The sequence below is a fragment of the Salmonirosea aquatica genome, assembly GCF_009296315.1.
Classification (GTDB): domain Bacteria; phylum Bacteroidota; class Bacteroidia; order Cytophagales; family Spirosomataceae; genus Salmonirosea; species Salmonirosea aquatica.
Window position 1 is genome coordinate 846,096 of record NZ_WHLY01000002.1, and the last position, 16,039, is coordinate 862,134.

At 52.7% G+C, this 16,039-nt stretch carries 15 protein-coding genes; 11 read left to right on the forward strand and 4 right to left on the reverse strand.

Annotated features, from left to right (window positions below):
- Positions 1-62: 62 nt before the first annotated feature.
- The 3 genes from GBK04_RS04570 to rpsU all read right to left on the reverse strand — a co-directional run bounded on the left by GBK04_RS04570 (position 63) and on the right by rpsU (position 4,079).
- Entirely contained in the window at positions 63-2,648 is a 2,586-nt protein-coding gene (locus GBK04_RS04570) for a phosphoenolpyruvate carboxylase (RefSeq protein WP_152757251.1), read from the reverse strand.
- A 247-nt stretch (positions 2,649-2,895) separates the two neighbouring features.
- Positions 2,896-3,768, reverse strand: coding sequence for a tyrosine-type recombinase/integrase (locus tag GBK04_RS04575; RefSeq protein WP_152757253.1), 873 nt, complete (start codon positions 3,766-3,768; stop codon positions 2,896-2,898).
- Positions 3,769-3,884: 116 nt separating this feature from the next.
- A complete protein-coding gene (rpsU, locus tag GBK04_RS04580; RefSeq protein ID WP_152757255.1) occupies positions 3,885-4,079 on the reverse strand; it encodes a 30S ribosomal protein S21 in 195 nt (64 codons plus the stop codon).
- A gap of 154 nt (positions 4,080-4,233) precedes the next feature.
- Between rpsU and GBK04_RS04585 the strand changes: the two genes are divergently transcribed.
- Positions 4,234-5,199: a Ppx/GppA phosphatase family protein gene (locus GBK04_RS04585; protein ID WP_152757257.1), complete on the forward strand. Its 966-nt coding sequence runs from the start codon at positions 4,234-4,236 to the stop codon at positions 5,197-5,199.
- Positions 5,200-5,310: 111 nt separating this feature from the next.
- Positions 5,311-5,961 carry an alpha/beta hydrolase gene (locus tag GBK04_RS04590; RefSeq protein WP_152757259.1) on the forward strand — a complete coding sequence of 217 codons (651 nt, stop codon included), beginning with the start codon at positions 5,311-5,313 and terminating at the stop codon, positions 5,959-5,961.
- Between the two features lie 40 nt (positions 5,962-6,001).
- On the opposite strand, the gene GBK04_RS04595 is transcribed toward GBK04_RS04590, so the two are convergent.
- Complete coding sequence (locus GBK04_RS04595) at positions 6,002-6,754, reverse strand: SDR family NAD(P)-dependent oxidoreductase (RefSeq protein WP_152757260.1); 753 nt, start codon at positions 6,752-6,754, stop codon at positions 6,002-6,004.
- A 217-nt stretch (positions 6,755-6,971) separates the two neighbouring features.
- On the opposite strand from GBK04_RS04595, the gene GBK04_RS04600 reads away from it, so the two are divergent.
- From GBK04_RS04600 to GBK04_RS04640, 9 genes are all read left to right on the forward strand, one after another.
- The gene (locus GBK04_RS04600) at positions 6,972-7,793 is read left to right on the forward strand and encodes a carboxylesterase family protein (RefSeq protein ID WP_152757262.1); all 822 of its coding nucleotides are present in this window, start codon (positions 6,972-6,974) and stop codon (positions 7,791-7,793) included.
- A gap of 131 nt (positions 7,794-7,924) precedes the next feature.
- Positions 7,925-8,431 carry a hypothetical protein gene (locus tag GBK04_RS04605; RefSeq protein WP_152757264.1) on the forward strand — a complete coding sequence of 169 codons (507 nt, stop codon included), beginning with the start codon at positions 7,925-7,927 and terminating at the stop codon, positions 8,429-8,431.
- 4 nt (positions 8,432-8,435) lie between these two features.
- On the forward strand, positions 8,436-9,581 hold the full coding sequence (locus tag GBK04_RS04610; protein ID WP_152757266.1) for an IscS subfamily cysteine desulfurase: 1,146 nt from the start codon (positions 8,436-8,438) through the stop codon (positions 9,579-9,581).
- 88 nt (positions 9,582-9,669) lie between these two features.
- Complete coding sequence (locus GBK04_RS04615) at positions 9,670-10,260, forward strand: 2OG-Fe(II) oxygenase (RefSeq protein ID WP_152757268.1); 591 nt, start codon at positions 9,670-9,672, stop codon at positions 10,258-10,260.
- Positions 10,261-10,453: 193 nt separating this feature from the next.
- Complete coding sequence (locus GBK04_RS04620; protein WP_152757270.1) at positions 10,454-11,437, forward strand: AraC family transcriptional regulator; 984 nt, start codon at positions 10,454-10,456, stop codon at positions 11,435-11,437.
- A 144-nt stretch (positions 11,438-11,581) separates the two neighbouring features.
- Positions 11,582-12,025 (forward strand): SRPBCC family protein, encoded by a 444-nt coding sequence (locus GBK04_RS04625; protein ID WP_152757272.1) that lies wholly within the window; start codon positions 11,582-11,584, stop codon positions 12,023-12,025.
- Positions 12,026-12,157: 132 nt separating this feature from the next.
- Positions 12,158-12,640, forward strand: coding sequence for a (2Fe-2S)-binding protein (locus GBK04_RS04630; protein WP_152757274.1), 483 nt, complete (start codon positions 12,158-12,160; stop codon positions 12,638-12,640).
- 142 nt (positions 12,641-12,782) lie between these two features.
- Positions 12,783-15,170, forward strand: a complete 2,388-nt coding sequence (locus GBK04_RS04635) for a xanthine dehydrogenase family protein molybdopterin-binding subunit (RefSeq protein WP_152757276.1) — start codon at positions 12,783-12,785, stop codon at positions 15,168-15,170.
- A gap of 41 nt (positions 15,171-15,211) precedes the next feature.
- Positions 15,212-16,036 carry an FAD binding domain-containing protein gene (locus GBK04_RS04640; RefSeq protein ID WP_152757278.1) on the forward strand — a complete coding sequence of 275 codons (825 nt, stop codon included), beginning with the start codon at positions 15,212-15,214 and terminating at the stop codon, positions 16,034-16,036.
- Positions 16,037-16,039: the final 3 nt, after the last annotated feature.

Below are 16,039 nucleotides of genomic sequence, written 5' to 3' on the forward strand. Positions count from 1 at the left end.
AAAAGCGACGCCGGAGTTCCGGCGTCGCTTTTTTGTGACAAATTCTTTTTTAAAAGTTACCCTTAGGCTGAATTTCGGGCCGCATTGATAATCCCAAACATGGCGCGCATGATGAGCTTGTTCAGCGTTTCCACTTCCATGCTGCGATTCCCGGGCGCTTCCGAGAGCATTTGCAGGGCATACTGCTGAATCGTGATCAGGGGCAGTACGATGCGTTCCCGAATTTTGATCGATTCTTTGGTAACTACATTGCTATCCAGCAATTCTTTCTGACCGGATATTTCCAACAGCAGCCTATCGGTCCTTTTGAATTCTTCGTGCATTTTATCATAAAACTCCCGGTACTCTTCTTCGTCGCGCAGGTACTCCGTAGCCGGGAAAAAGGCTTTGGATAACGACTGCATGGAATTCTCGATCAAAGTGCGAAAGAAGAGCGATTTTTTGTAAAGCTTCTTGATGTCGTCCAGCTTACCTTCGTTAGCCAACTGCTCGATGGCCGAGCCGAATCCGTAAAAACCGGGTACGTTCTGCTTCATCTGCGCCCAGGAACCCACAAAAGGAATAGCCCTCAGATCCTCGAATTTGAGTCCTTCACCGTCCTTGCCGCGCTTGGTAGGGCGGCTGCCGATGTTGGTTTGGCCATAAAAGCGCAGGGGGGTTTTGGTATCGAGGTACTTTACGAACGCCGGATGATTTTTTAAATCCAGATACGACTGGTAGGCGGCTTCGGCCAGTTCTTCCATCAGGGCCTTGTCGGCGTCGGTCAGTTGTTCGTCTTTATGGCTTTTGCGGAACAAACTATTTTCCAGTCCCGCCGAAAAGAGCCGTTCGAGGTTGTACACGGCAGTCTGGACGGTACCATAATTTGAGCTGATGGTCTGCCCTTGCACGGTAAGCTGTACTTCCTTGTCTTCGATATCTTTGCCCAGTGAAGCGTAGAAGTTTTGGTTATTGCCGCCGCCCCGGCCCGGAGGGCCGCCACGTCCGTCGAAAAACGTAACCTTAATCCCAAACTCACGCGATACTTTGGTAAGTTCTTCTTTGGCTTCGTAGATCGACCAGTTGGCGCGCAGGTACCCTCCGTCTTTGGTACCATCCGAAAAACCGACCATGATGGTCTGATGATTGCCCCGACGCGACAGATGCGCGCGGTAGTAGTCGTTCCCGTACAGCGTACGCATTACGTCGGCCGAATTGGCCAGGTCGTCAACAGTCTCAAACAAAGGTACCACATCCAGCGTAAGGTACCCCTCTGCGTCCGCGATCAGATTTTTGGCCAGAGCCACGACTCCCATCACGTCCAGGGCTTTCTGTGAATTACTGATCACGTAACGGTGTGCACCCGGCACTCCGTTACGTTCCTGAATGGTTTTTATCGCGCGCATGGACGAAATAATATCCTTGGTAGTCGCATCCTCATAGTCTTCATCCCGCAGGGGTATGTTGAGCGAAAGCAACAGATCGATTTTCCTGTTTTCGTCCCAATCCTGGTACTCATGGTACCTCATGAGCGGAATTTTTGACTCCAGCCGCTTTAAGATATCCTCCCAGGCCTTGGTATGCTTGCGGCTATCCTGACGCACATCCAGGCTGGCAAAGAAGAATCCAAACAGCTTCACTTTGAGGATAAAGGTATCCAGTGCATCCAAAAACAACCCCTGATGCTTTTCCACAAGTACCTGCCGCGTTTGCTGCAACTCGCTCATGAGTTCATCCGCACTTTTATAACCCTCTTCCTCTGGACCAAAAATGGAACTGTTCATCTTGCGTTCCATCATCGAAATCGTATCCTCTACGCCTTTGAAGGTTAGCCGTCGTTTCAGATTACGGATGTCGCGGTAGTACCCCCGCAGCAATGAATCGCGGAGCTTGGCAGCCACCTTGAGCGTAATGTCGGCATTGACGAATGGGTTGCCATCACGGTCGCCACCCGGCCAGAAGCCCAGCCGGAATACATCAGGATAGGGCCAGTCGTGGGCCGACATGCCCAGACTGTCGATGAGCTTTTTGAGAATGGTCGGAACCGCTTCGTAGAATACGTTTTCCAGAAACCAGCTCAAACTCACGGCTTCGTCGTAGGGGGTAGGTTTAGTATGGTTGATGAAGGCGGTTTTTCCCAGCTGCAGAATAAGCTCGTTGACCGCCTTAAAATCGTTTTCGCGAATCGATTTTTCGAGATCATGGATAATGCCCAGTACTTTGCCCGGATAAAACTGCGTGGGATGGGCCGTGAGTACGATCCGGACGCTGAAATCCTGTAATTTCTCCAGCATTTTCCGTCGCATCGCGTCACTGTCGAGGCGATCGGCCAGGAACTTCACCGAGCCTTTCCCCTCCATTTCGTGGGTCAGGTCGAAAGAGGCATCTTCCACCGAATCGAACAAAACCACCTGCCGCTCGATATACTGAATAAAAGCAAACAGCAGGTCCATGCGTTGCTTGGGGGTAGCTTCTTCGAGGTATTCATTGAAAAAATGCTCGATAATCTGCCGGGGCGACTTATTCTCCTGAAACCCTTCCTCGCATTTCTGGGTCAGCAAAGGCAACAACGACCCTGTTTGGAACACCCCCCGATAGGGCAAACTCAGAAAGAGGCTATTGAAAATATTGTACTTCGTAACGACGGCGTCTTGAAAAACGTTGGCCATTTAGTTAGGGTAGGATTGAGAGTTGAAAAAATTGAGAATATAAAGTGGGAGAGCTAACGGTAGGTGCGTCCTGTTTTCTGCCACTTTTACAGAATTTAATTTGTGTTATTCAAGCAAATATACCCCGAAAAAGTTGTTTGGAAGGGCATATATAATATTCTTAGAAGAGAAGTTTGGTATAAATATCTCATTTTTAACAAATTAACTCGCCTCGCTTTCCGCATTCGACGCTCAATTTTTAGTTTCTCTAAGCTTTCGGATGGGCCTGCTGGTGGGTTTTCTTAAGTTTCTCAATGGAATTATGGGTGTAGATCTGCGTGGCGGCCAGGTTGGCATGGCCGAGCAATTCCTTGATGGCGTTCAGGTCGGCACCCCGGTTGAGCAGATGTGTGGCGTAGGAGTGCCGCAGCACGTGGGGACTCTTCTGGGAAAGCGTAGTGACGACCGAAAGGTACCTCTTCACCCTACGCTGAATGAACACAGGGTAGGCGGGTTTACCCGCATCGGTCAGGATGAGTTGTTCCGTGGTCTCCTCGGGCACCCGAAATGCCATGTATTCCGTCAGTAACTGCGCCAGGGAAGTCGTCACAGGAATGAGGCGCTCTTTGGCCCGCTTGCCCAACACCCGCACCAGCCTCGATTCAGTGTCCACATGCCCTACTTCCAGAGCCAGTAATTCCGAGAGGCGCATCCCGGTACCATAGAGTAGTTCCATAATTACGCGGTCGCGCAGACCCGCAAAATCATCTGTAAACTCCACTTCGTCAAAGAGCACCCCCATGGCCTTCTCTTCTACGAAGGCCGGTAGTTTCCGTTTGGTTTTCAGGGAAAGCAGATTACGGGCAGGATCCTGGGTAATGAGCTGGCGACGGCGCAGGAATTTATAATAGGATCTGAGCGTAGCCATTTTCCGGTTGACCGAAGCGGGATTCAGCCCTTCTTCCACCAGACTCACCACCCAGGAGCGCAGCATGGAGGCGTTGGCGGTTTCGGGAGCTGCACATTCATACTGGAACAGCAGGTACTTGGCTAACTGATCGAGATCATTGCCATAGGCGGTAAGCGTGTGGGCACTAACGCGCTTCTCGTAGCGCAGGTGATCGAGAAAGGTTTCTATCATCGCCCTAACATACGAAAAGGGGATGTCTTGCGCAAGACATCCCCTAGGAATATATATACGGAAAAAGATATAGTTTTTCCGCACTAGCTGGTCAGCAAAAAGAAAAGCCCAAAGGACTAGTCTTCCAGGTGACCGTAGGTTTTCTGCTTATAGATAGCGTTCAGAATTTCGTGACGACGCTTTACGGAAGGCTTGGTAAAAGCCGTCCGGGCACGCAGCTGACGCATGGTACCGGTTCTTTCAAATTTCTTCTTGTACCGCTTCAACGCGCGGTCGATTGATTCGTTGTCTTTGACGTTAATGATAAGCATAGGAGCTATATACTGTTTTTTGATTGGTTTTCGAAAAAAATAGGATTGCAAAGAAAACGCAGATTTACCAGAAAATCAAGCATTAAGTATTCAAAAATCTAACTATTTTTGGAATTCTGGCAAAATCACAATGCATCTATCCTAACCTTTTTCCATGGACCATCAGCGGCTGGGCATTATTGATCTGGGCACCAATACCTTTCACTTGCTCATTGTCGAGCCCCCGGGCGATGGCTATCGGGTAGGTTCTGCCAGAAAGGAGCCCACCCGTACCCTTTTCCACGAAAGCCGCGCGGCCAAAATCGGGGAGGGCGGCATTAATCAGCGCACCATTACCCCGGCTGCCACCGAGCGTGCCTTGACGGTACTGCGCTATTTTCGTGAAAAACTGAATGCCTACGACGTCGCGCCGGAACGCACATTTGCCTTTGGTACCAGCGCGATCCGCAATGCCGAAAATGGCCGGGAGTTCTGTCAGACAGTGCAGGAAGCTACCGGAATTTCAATTCAGGTGATCGATGGGGCGCGGGAAGCTGACTACATCTATCGGGGTGTGCGTGCTGCCCTGGATTTGGGACCGGATCCCGCGTTGGTGATGGATATCGGGGGAGGGAGTGTGGAATTCATAATCGGAAACCACAGCCAGGTCTTTTGGAAACAGAGCTTTGAGATTGGAGGACAAAGAATCCTGGAAAAATTCATGCGCACCGATCCGCTGTCGGAGGCTGACCGCAAGCGCCTGTACAGCTACTTCGATGAACACCTTATTCCGCTGGCCAACGCCATCCATCAGTACGCTCCTACCGCTATTGTAGGTTCGTCGGGTTCGTTTGACACGCTGGTGGCCATGGACTACCAGCATCGGACCGGCACCTGGCCCGACGCCACCCAGACGGGCTTCGAGCTCTCACTGGAAGAATTCCGCCGCAGCTATACCCAACTCCTCACCAAAAACCACGAGGAACGACTGGCCATTCCGGGCATGATACCGCTACGGGTCGATATGATTGTCGTGGCCGTTTGTCTGATCGACTACGTACTTCGTAGCTACCACATCCAGCGCCTGCGGGTATCTACCTACGCCCTGAAAGAGGGGGTACTTTATTCAATGGAAAATTGAAAATAGCATTTCAGTGGAATCCAAGGGATTTACTACCAAGTTGTTATCAATCGACCAATTTTTAGAAAGAATCGAAAATTTTCCATTTTCAATTATCAACTGTCCATTATTTTGGCTACCGCTCACTCCCTTACCGTTACCCGTTCTGCCCGCTACTTCACACTGGGCGAAATGAGCGAGCGCACGCGCCATGTATGGTTTGTATTGCACGGATACGGGCAATTGGCCGAATACTTCATTCGAAAATTTGAGAAGATCAGCGACGAGCAGACCTACGTCGTCGCGCCGGAGGCTTTGTCACACTTTTATCTGAACGGCAATTCAGGTCGCGTCGGCGCGTCGTGGATGACCCGCGAAGATCGCCTGAGCGAAATCGACGATTACGTCGCCTATTTGGAAAGTATTTATAAGGCCGTTTTCCTGAATCACTCGCCGGACTCCCTTCGTATCACGCTACTGGGCTTTTCGCAGGGGACGGCCACGGCCTGCCGCTGGCTCGACCGAGGTCGCCTACGTTGCGATCGTCTGATACTCTGGGCGGGGTACTTCGCCAACGGTATCCGGGAAGTGATCGATTCCAACCGCCTTCCCCCCCAGGACACCCATTACGTGTATGGTAACCGGGACGAGTACCTGACTCAACTCAATCTGACCGAGTACCTTGAATCACTGCAAACTGAGCTCCCTTTTCTCAAAGTACTGGAATACCCGGGTGGTCATGCGATTGACACGGAGGTACTGAGTAGTAGGTTCAAAGAATAAAATTCGCTTTTTCTCTGTTCTCACCTCATCTCTTAACCCGTTAGCCCTTCCGATATACCGTGGTAGCGGCCGCTTGTGCAGCCGCCAGAATTGTAATGTCGGCAATGGTCACGTGGGGTGGCGCATTGATGGCGTAGAGAATACTATCGGCAATATCTTCAGCCCGCAGGGGATCAAAACCTGCGTACACCTTGTCTGCCCGGGCTTCATCACCCTTGAAACGTACCATCGAAAACTCAGTTTCCACCGCGCCGGGCGCAATGTTGGTCACTTTAATCCCATGCTGGGTAAGGTCCAGCCGCATGCCCGCGCTCAGCGCTTCCACAGCGGCTTTGGAGGCACAATACACCGTACCGTTGGCGTAGGTTTCCTTTCCGGCAATAGAACTCAGGTTCACGATGTGCCCCCGCCCGCGCCTGACCATGCCGGGTATTACGGCTTTACTCACATACAGCAAGCCCTTGACATTACTGTCCAGCATGGCGTCCCAGTCGTCGGGATCGCCCGCATCCACGGGGTCAAAACCGTGGGCATTGCCGGCATTGTTAACCAGGATATCAATATTCTGCCAGTCGGAGCCCAGCGACTCGATCGCCTTGAAAGTATCCTTGCGGTCGCGGACGTCAAAGTCGAGCAATGTCGTTTTTATGTGGTGAAACTCTTCGCTTAAGTCGCGCAGGCGGTCTTTACGTCGGCCACAGAGAATAAGGTCGATGCCACTTTTGGCGAAGGCTTGCGCGGTGGCTTTACCGATTCCGGACGAAGCGCCGGTAATGAGGGCAATTCTGGACATGATTGCGTATAGGGGTTAAAAGTGAATAAGTAAGGCAGGCAAGGTACTTCCTAAAAGGCAGGTTTTCTGTGGGTACCTCGCCCGAAAAATCCGTTCCAACGATTTTTTGCATGGTAAGGAAAAGGCCGTTCTTGTGTTTTTCTACGTACCTGACGAGGTGCTCCGGGTAAAATACCCTGTATGCATTCTTTATCTTCAGTATTTATTTCTACAAAAAATGACTTCGAGAACCATTTCTTCGATTCGGCTGGCGGGGTACCTTGTGCTGCTTTTCTTGGTTACTACTGCCCATGCGCAGGATTTGTCCCAATACGAAAAACGGGAGTACAAAACCGCCGCCGGCAACACCCTACCCTACCGCTTGTTGTATCCTAAAAATTATGACAAAACCAAAAATTACCCCGTGATTCTGTTCCTGCACGGTGCGGGCGAACGCGGCAACGACAATGAAAAGCAGCTCACGCACGGCGCAAAAATGTTTCTGACCGAGCAAAACCGCGAGCAGTACCCTTGCTTTGTCATCATGCCACAGTGTCCGCAGGAAAGTTATTGGAGTTCGGTGCAAGCGGATCGCACCAAACAGCCTATGACCTTTAATTTTGATTATACCCGCCCGCCCAATTGGCCGCTGGAAGCCGCGCTGGATGTGGTGCAGCAACTCACCCAAGAGGAAGGCGTCGATCAGCGCCGCCTGTACATCATGGGACTTTCGATGGGCGGCATGGGTACCTTTGAAGAACTGTACCGCCACCCCAATGTCTTTGCGGCCGCTGCGCCCATCTGCGGCGGAGCCGATGTGCCCGCCTACGACAAGCGCGTGCGCAAAACGCCATTCTGGGTGTTTCATGGTGATGCGGACTCGGTGGTACCCGTGGAGAATTCGCGGCAGATCGTCGAAAAACTCAAACAACTAAAGGTACCTGTGCAGTATACCGAGTACCCCGGCGTGAATCACAACAGTTGGGACAATGCCTTCGCCGAACCGCAGCTGCTACCCTGGCTATTTTCGCAGGCCCGGAAGAAGAAAGCGAAGTTTTGAGAACCTTGTACCCGTGGTACGTTTCAGAGCCTGGCCACGGACAGTCGTCATTACCGGCTATTTTCGCATAAAATGTGCCCTAGTAAGGAAAGTTTTGATAGCTTAGCTTATCGGTCAACTTTCAAGATAGTATGCTACAACTTTTGTGGAGTGCGCTGAACGTCGCCCTGCTCATTTATTTTATCGTCCTTTGTTTCCGGGCCGCCAAACTCATTCGGGAAAATTCGGGCTTGTTCGCTTCCATCCTTTTCGGGCTTGGTTTGCTGTCCTTCATGGGACAATCAGGAAAAGATAAAAATGCGAAAAATCAGGTCGTGAAGCAAGGTTTGACCTCGCAGGATAAAGCAGATCCAGCCTCGGTTCGTCATACTTACATAGACTTGGAAAAATCACTGGGAAACTCAATGGCCTTGTCCATACTATACGGAAAAGACAGCACCGGAAAGAGGGTACCCATTGACGCCCACTCAATCCGGAATGGGTTTGTCGGCGGGCTTGAATGGGTACCCCATAGAATCCTCGTCAACACTACGGCCGATGGGAGTGATTTCAATTACACAGTCGACGGTATGCTGCAATGGAAGCTGCTGGGCGTAACGGTTTATCATCAGGCCAAAAAATTCAAAAAAGCAGAGTAGCTTCATGGAATATAGCCGCCCCATCTACCTCGACTACAACGCCACCACCCCCGTAGACCCACGGGTACTGGATGCGATGCTCCCGTGGTTTACCGAACAATTCGGCAATGCCGCCAGCCGCACGCACCTCTACGGATGGGAAGCTGCCGACGCCGTAGCCCATGCCCGGCAACAGGTCGCCCGGCTGATCGGTGCCAGTGAAAAGGAAATTATCTTCACCAGCGGGGCTACGGAAGCCAACAATCTGGCATTGAAAGGTACCTTCGAAGCGCTCGGTGCGCAGAAGAACCACATCGTAACGGTAGCGACCGAGCACAAAGCCGTATTCGACACCTGCCAGCACCTTGAAGCCCTCGGGGCTGAAGTCACCTACCTCATGCCCGCCTCGGACGGTCTTATTACCCTGGAACAGCTTGAAAACGCACTTCGACCCGACACCTTGCTGGTATCGGTGATGTATGCCAACAACGAAATCGGCGTAATCCAGCCCATCGCCGACATAGGAAGGCTGTGTCGGGAACGGGTCATAATTTTCCATACGGATGCTACGCAGGCGGTAGGGAAAATTCCGGTCGACGTAGCCAGGGACAACATCGACCTACTTAGTCTGTCGGCGCACAAGTTGTACGGCCCTAAGGGAATCGGCGCTTTGTATGTGCGCAAAGGCATTAAACTCACCGCCCAACTGGATGGCGGCCGTCACGAGCGCGGACTGCGGTCGGGTACCCTGAATGTGCCGGGAATTGTGGGTTTGGGGAAAGCCTGTCAGCTGGCGGGTACTTCGATGCTGGAAGAAGAGAAACGGCTTTCGATACTCCGTGATAGACTGGAAAACGAAATTCTAAACGCAGTAATTGATACGCACGTCAATGGAAATCGTACCTACCGCCTACCCCAGACGACCAATATTTCCTTTGAGAATGTAGACGGAGAAGCCCTGTTGATGTCCTTCAACCGTATCGCCGTATCCAATGGGTCGGCCTGTACGTCGGCGCTGATAGAACCCTCGTACGTGTTAAAAGCCCTGGGGGTACCTGACGACCTCGCCCATGCCTCGGTGCGGTTTAGTTTGGGGCGTTTCACCCGCGAGGCGGACGTTGAAGAAACTATCGCCCACGTGCGGGATGTAGTGGAACGGCTGCGGAGGTAATCTCAGGGTCGAGTTTTTTCCTAACTTGCCAGAAAATGAGTCAGTCATTTTTTCCAAAATCCATTGTCTACTATCAATTTTCAAAAAAATGCCCCGCTTATTTCCTTATATGCACGTCGAAAACTTCCTTGACGAAGACCTCAGCCAACAGCTACTGGCCTACGCAGTTAATAATAAAGATATTTATACGCATTCGCTGGTAGGAAAGGAAAATAAGATCAACGAAAAGGTACGTATTTCGCACGTATCGCGGGAGCTTGGCCCATGGGAGAAAGTCATTCAGGAAAAAGTGGAAGCATTTTACCCCCAAATCCGGCAGGGACTGGGTATGGCGGATTTTAACAAAAGAAAAAACTTCGAAATCGAACTGGCCGCCCACGGCGACGGCGCATTTTTCAAGCCCCATATCGACATGCGGCTCGGCGAAACCGGCGACCGCGTAATCAGTGCCGTATACTACCTGCACGGTACTCCTAAAAACTTCGCCGGTGGTGGGCTTAAAATTTATCCCATGGAGATTTTTCCGGGCGACGACCAGCCCGTCGTGCTGGAACCTACCCACAATTCGCTAGCGGTATTCCAGTCGTACGTCCACCACGAGGTGTTGCCGGTCAGCTGCCCGAGCGGAGAGTTTCAGGACTATCGCTTCGCCATCAACTGCTGGATTCATAAGGCGTAGGCTGTTGAAGCTATCGTAGGGTCGCTGTGCAACCTGCTTGATAGTGTGCTACTACTATATTCTTATCCGAATTATAGAAATGGCTTTCGTTTTATTTTTTCCTCACGAAATTCTATATATTTGGTACCCTATGGGTCAGAATCCTCTGAACCCACCTCTTACCTGAACGCGCACTAAACCCGGCACTATCGAGATGAAAGCAAAGCAAACCCTCGACATATCACGGCACCTGGCTGTCCGAAAATTGGATGATATGGTAGAAAACCGGACCGTTTACCCGCTGAAGATGGCTGAACTCAATATATACGAGACACACGCAGTTGCCGAAAAGGTGCAGCTGTCGTTCAGCAGTCCGGTGCTGGCCAGTATGATTCGGGGTAAGAAGATCATGCACCTTGAAAACACCCCGGCTTTTGATTTTTATCCCGGCGAGTCGGTGATGGTGCCCGGGCACAGCGCGATGCACATCGATTTTCCGGAAGCTACCCTCCAGAACCCTACCCAATGCCTGGCGTTAGCCCTGTCCGAAGAAAAAACCCATCAATTGACCGATCAGTTGAATGACCGCTTTCCGCTGATCGATAGCACCGAGGGCTGGAAATTTACGCCCGACAATCTGTATTTTACCAACGAAGAAGCCATCAATCAGCTGCTCAACCGCCTGATTTTCGTCTGCTCGGAAGGTAATTCAGCGCGGGACTACTTTGCGGAGCTTATCCTGCAAGAACTTACCATCCGGCTCATGCAGACTAAGGCGCGGCGCATTATGCTCAACGATCCGGCCGTATTTGCCAACCAGAATCGCCTGGCTTATGCCGTACAGTACCTGCGTGACCATCTGCACGAAAGCATATCCGTGGCTACCCTGGCTGAAAAAGCCTGCATGAGCGAACCAAATTTCTATCGTTGCTTCCGGCAGCAATTCGGATTTTCGCCCGTCGAGTTCATCAACCGCGAACGTATTCAATGGGGTACCCAGCTCCTGATCCACACGGATCGGACGATCACTGAAATAGCCACCGACTGCGGGTTCAACCACGTCAACTACTTCACGAAATTATTCCGCCGCCAAACAGGTGCCACACCTACCGAATTCCGCGAGCGCCAGAAGACCCGGACCAACACCCAGTCGGCTTTGTGGGCTACCTCCGAATCATGGCGAAACGGAGCTTTTTGAGGCTATTTACTCCGTAGTATTTTTTCTTCTTCTCAGGTACCCTCTTTCTGATAGAATCGTGTAGTAGAATGAGGCAATCGTTCTAATGAATAGAATTATTCTTTTGTAAATTTGAACTGTTTCAATTTTCAAAAATTCTGAACGATGGATTTATCCGGCTCCCACATCCTCAATGCCACGCCCGATCGGGTGTGGGCCATGCTCATGGATACCGACGTGCTGGCGCGAATCGTACCCGGTGTCACAACTTTGGAAAAAACGGGTGAAAACGAATACAAAGCCATTGCCCAGGTTAAAATGGGGCCCGTCAATGGTTCGTTTTCGGGTGGCCTGACCATGCAGGACATTCGTGAGGGCGAGGGCTACACACTGAATGTGAAGCAAAGCAGCAAAATCGGCAACGCCGACGCCACCGTCAAAATTGATCTGAAATCCGTTGACGACGACAAGACTGAACTGGTTTTCGATGGCGGGGCCAAGCTATCGGGCCTGCTGGCCCGCACCGGCAACCGCGTCATGAGTGGAGTCGCAAACTCACTGACCAAGCAATTTTTTGAAAATTTCGAACAAGAAATTTCAAGCAGTTGACAATGGACAGTTGACAAAACTCACATCGACTTCGGCTTTGAGCATTTCACATCCGGTAGCTTTTGACCTTGTGCCTTTGTAGCTCTGTGCCTTTGTTCCTAAAAACATTTACTAACCCTTAACCCAAAAAACATGACCCAAATCACCGTAAAAGTCAATGGCAAAGTACACTCCCACGAGGTAGAACCCCGGACGCTCCTGGCTCACTACCTGCGCGAGCAACTGAGCCTGACGGGTACCCACATCGGCTGCGATACCAGCAGCTGCGGTTCCTGTACCATCCATATGGACGGCATGGCCGTCAAATCCTGCTCCATCCTGGCCGTTCAAGCCGACGGCTGCGAAATCACTACCATCGAAGGCCTCGCCACCGACGGGCAACTACACCCTGTGCAGGCGGGCTTCAAGGAATGCCACGGGTTGCAGTGCGGCTTTTGTACCACGGGCATGATCATGACCGCCGTGGACTTGCTGAATCAAAATCCCGACCCCACCGAATCAGACATTCGTCATGGCCTGGAAGGCAACTTCTGCCGTTGCACGGGGTACCATAACATTGTGCGAAGCGTGCAATGGGCCGCAGAAGCAATGAAGAAAGAGATCATGGTAGAGTGATAGGGTTTTGAATAATAGAATCCTAATCTATTCCATGACTTGACCTCATAAGATCAAGTACTCTATACCAGTGTACCTGTACCCTGAATCATTTATTCTCTCATCGCACCGGCCACCCGGTCACTCATCCAAAAGCAAACCCATGAGCAATACTAAATACATCGGCCAATCCGTGAAGCGGGTCGAGGACAAGCGCTTCATTACCGGAAAAGGCCGCTATACCGATGATATCAAACTAGTAGGCATGACCTACGCGGCCTTTGTGCGCAGCCCCTACGCCCACGCCAAAGTACTGAGCATCGAAAGTGCAGAAGCACTAGAAATGCCTGGCGTCGTAGCCATCTTCACCGGCGACGATATCAAGGCCTCGGGCATCGGGGGGGTACCTACCGGCTGGGTTATTAATTTCAGAAATGGCGACACCATGAAGGAACCACCTCATCCGCTGCTGATCGCCACGAGCAGTACCGCCAAGCACATCGGCGATCCGGTGGCGGTAGTCATAGCCGAGACGTACGCTCAAGCAGTAGACGCTGCGGAGGCCGTGGTAGTGGACTGGGAAGACCTCCCCGCCGTGACCGACGCCTTCAAAGCCACGCAGGATGGGGCCACGCTCGTTCACGACAGTGCGCCCGGCAACCTGGCTTTCGACTGGGAATTGGGCAATCCGATCAGTGAAGTGGATGCCGCTATTGAGGCCTCAGCCCACGTCACGACGCTGGATTTCATCAATCAGCGCATGGTTCCCAACGCTATCGAGCCGCGTTCCTACATCGGACACTACGACGAAGCGACCGACAAGTATACGCTCTACACCTCTACCCAGAATCCGCACCTGATCCGGTTGCTGATGTGCGCTTTCGTGCTGGGTATCCCCGAACACAAAGTGCGCGTGCTGGGCCCGGATGTAGGCGGTGGCTTTGGTTCCAAAATTTTCCATTATACCGAAGAAGCGCTCGTCACCTGGGCTTCACAAAAAATCAAACGCCCCATCAAGTGGACCGAAACGCGCTCCGAGGCCTTTATGCTCGATGCCCACGGCCGCGACCACGTCAGCAAAGCCGAAATGGGCTTCGATGCCGAGGGTAACGTCACGGCGCTGCGCATCAAGACTTACGCTAATCTTGGCGCGTACTTATCCACGTTTGGCCCGGTGGTACCTACCTTCCTGCATGGTACCCTGTTGCAGGGACTCTACACGACCCCAAAAATTCACATCGAGTTGTACGGCGTGTTTACGCATACCGTGGCTGTGGACGCCTACCGGGGTGCCGGTCGGCCCGAGGCTACCTACCTGCTGGAACGCCTGATGGACCTGGCCGCGCTGGAAATGGGCAAAGACCCCGTAGAATTGCGCAAACGCAATTTCATCCCCGCCTTTGATGGCGTGGAACAGCCGGGCTATCAAACCCAGGTGGCCCTGCAATACGATTCGGGCAACTACCACGGTGTGCTGGAGCGGGCCGTAGAAATGCTGGATTACGGGAATTTCCGGAAAGAACAAAAGGAAGCCGCCCAGAATGGCAAGCTACTGGGCGTGGGTTTTTCAACTTATATCGAAGCCTGCGGCATCGCTCCTTCGGCGGTGGTGGGGGCACTGGGCGCGCGGGCCGGCCTGTACGAATCGGCGCAGGTACGGGTGCAGCCTACGGGCAAGGTAAGCGTTTTCTCGGGTTCGCATTCGCACGGTCAAGGCCACGAAACGACTTTTGCCCAAATCGTTGCTGACAAATTCGGGATTCCGATGGAGGACGTGGACATTGTGCACGGCGACTCCGACGCCGTAGCCTTCGGCATGGGCACCTACGGTTCGCGGAGTTTGGCGGTAGGGGGTTCGGCTATCGTCAAAAGCATTGATAAGGTACTGGAAAAGGGTGCGAAAATCGCTGCGCACAAACTAGAATGCGCTGCCGACGATCTGGAATTCGCCGAAGGAAAATGGACAGTGAAAGGTACCGATCAATCCATCAGTTTCGGCGACGTCGCCCTGACCGCCTACATCCCGCACGTGTACCCCGAAGGGCTCGAGCCGGGCATGGATTTCTCGAGCTTCTACGATCCGGCCAATTTCACCTACCCCTTCGGCTGCCACATTGCCGTGGTGGAGGTGGACAAAGAAACCGGCAAGGTCAGGCTCAGGCGCTTCATCGCCGTGGATGACGTAGGCAATGTCATCAATCCTATGATCGTGGATGGACAAATTCACGGCGGGCTGGCGCAGGGCATCGGACAGGCGTTGCTGGAAGGCGCTATTTACGACGAAAACGGACAGCTGACCAACGGCTCCTACATGGATTACGCCATGCCCCGCGCCGACGACCTGCCCATGTTCGAAGTGGATCGGCAGATAACGCCTTGTCCACATAATCCATTGGGTGTAAAAGGCGCCGGTGAAGCGGGATGCATCGGCTCCACACCCGCCGTCGTCAACGCCGTGATCGACGCCCTGTGGAGCGGCGGCTATCAGGTCAAGGACATCGCCATGCCCCTAACCGGTGAGCGCGTGTGGCGGGCCATGCAAAACAATTGAAAATGGAAAATTGAAAGTTTAAAATTGAAAATGAACTACTTATGATCTCATATCCCTTTGAATATAGCCGGCCCGATACCATCGAGGAGGCCCTGGACCAACTGGGCGACAACGTCAAGCTCCTGGCGGGCGGCCATAGCCTGATCCCAGCCCTCAAACTCCGCCTGAGTGCGCCCGACAAACTCGTAGACATTGCCCGGATTCCGGCTTTGAAAGAAATTAAAGTGGAAGATGGCGAAGTCGTCATCGGCGGCGCGGCCACCCACCGCGAAATCATGGACTCGGAAATTATCCAAGAGCACCTGCCCATGCTGTCCAAAGGTGCCGCCGCGGTGGGCGATCCCATGATTCGGTACAAGGGTACCATGGGGGGTAGCCTGGCCCACGCCGATCCGTCGGCCGACTGGCCCGCGATGATTCTGGCGGCGGGCTGCACCATTGTGGTACGGAACAAAACCGGCGAACGGCGCATTGGGGGCGACGACTTTTTCACGGGCTTTTACTCCACCGCGCTGGAAGACGGCGACATCCTGACCCAAATCCGTTTTCCCATTCCGGCGGAAGGTACCCGCATGACCTACCAGAAATTCACCCAACCCGCCTCCCGCTTTGCCATTGTGGGCTGCGCCGCCGCGCGCCTGCCCGACGGCTCGGCGCGCGTGGCCTTTACGGGCGTAGCCGATGCCCCCTTCCGCGACCATACCGTGGAAGCAGCCATCACGGACTGGTCGGAAGGTACCCTCGAGGCCGCCGCGGCCCAGGCCGCCGAAGGCCAAAACATCAACGCCGACCATTACGCCTCAGAAGAGTACCGCCTGCATTTGGCGCGGGTGTATTGCAAGCGAGCGTTGATGGCCTTGGTATGATTT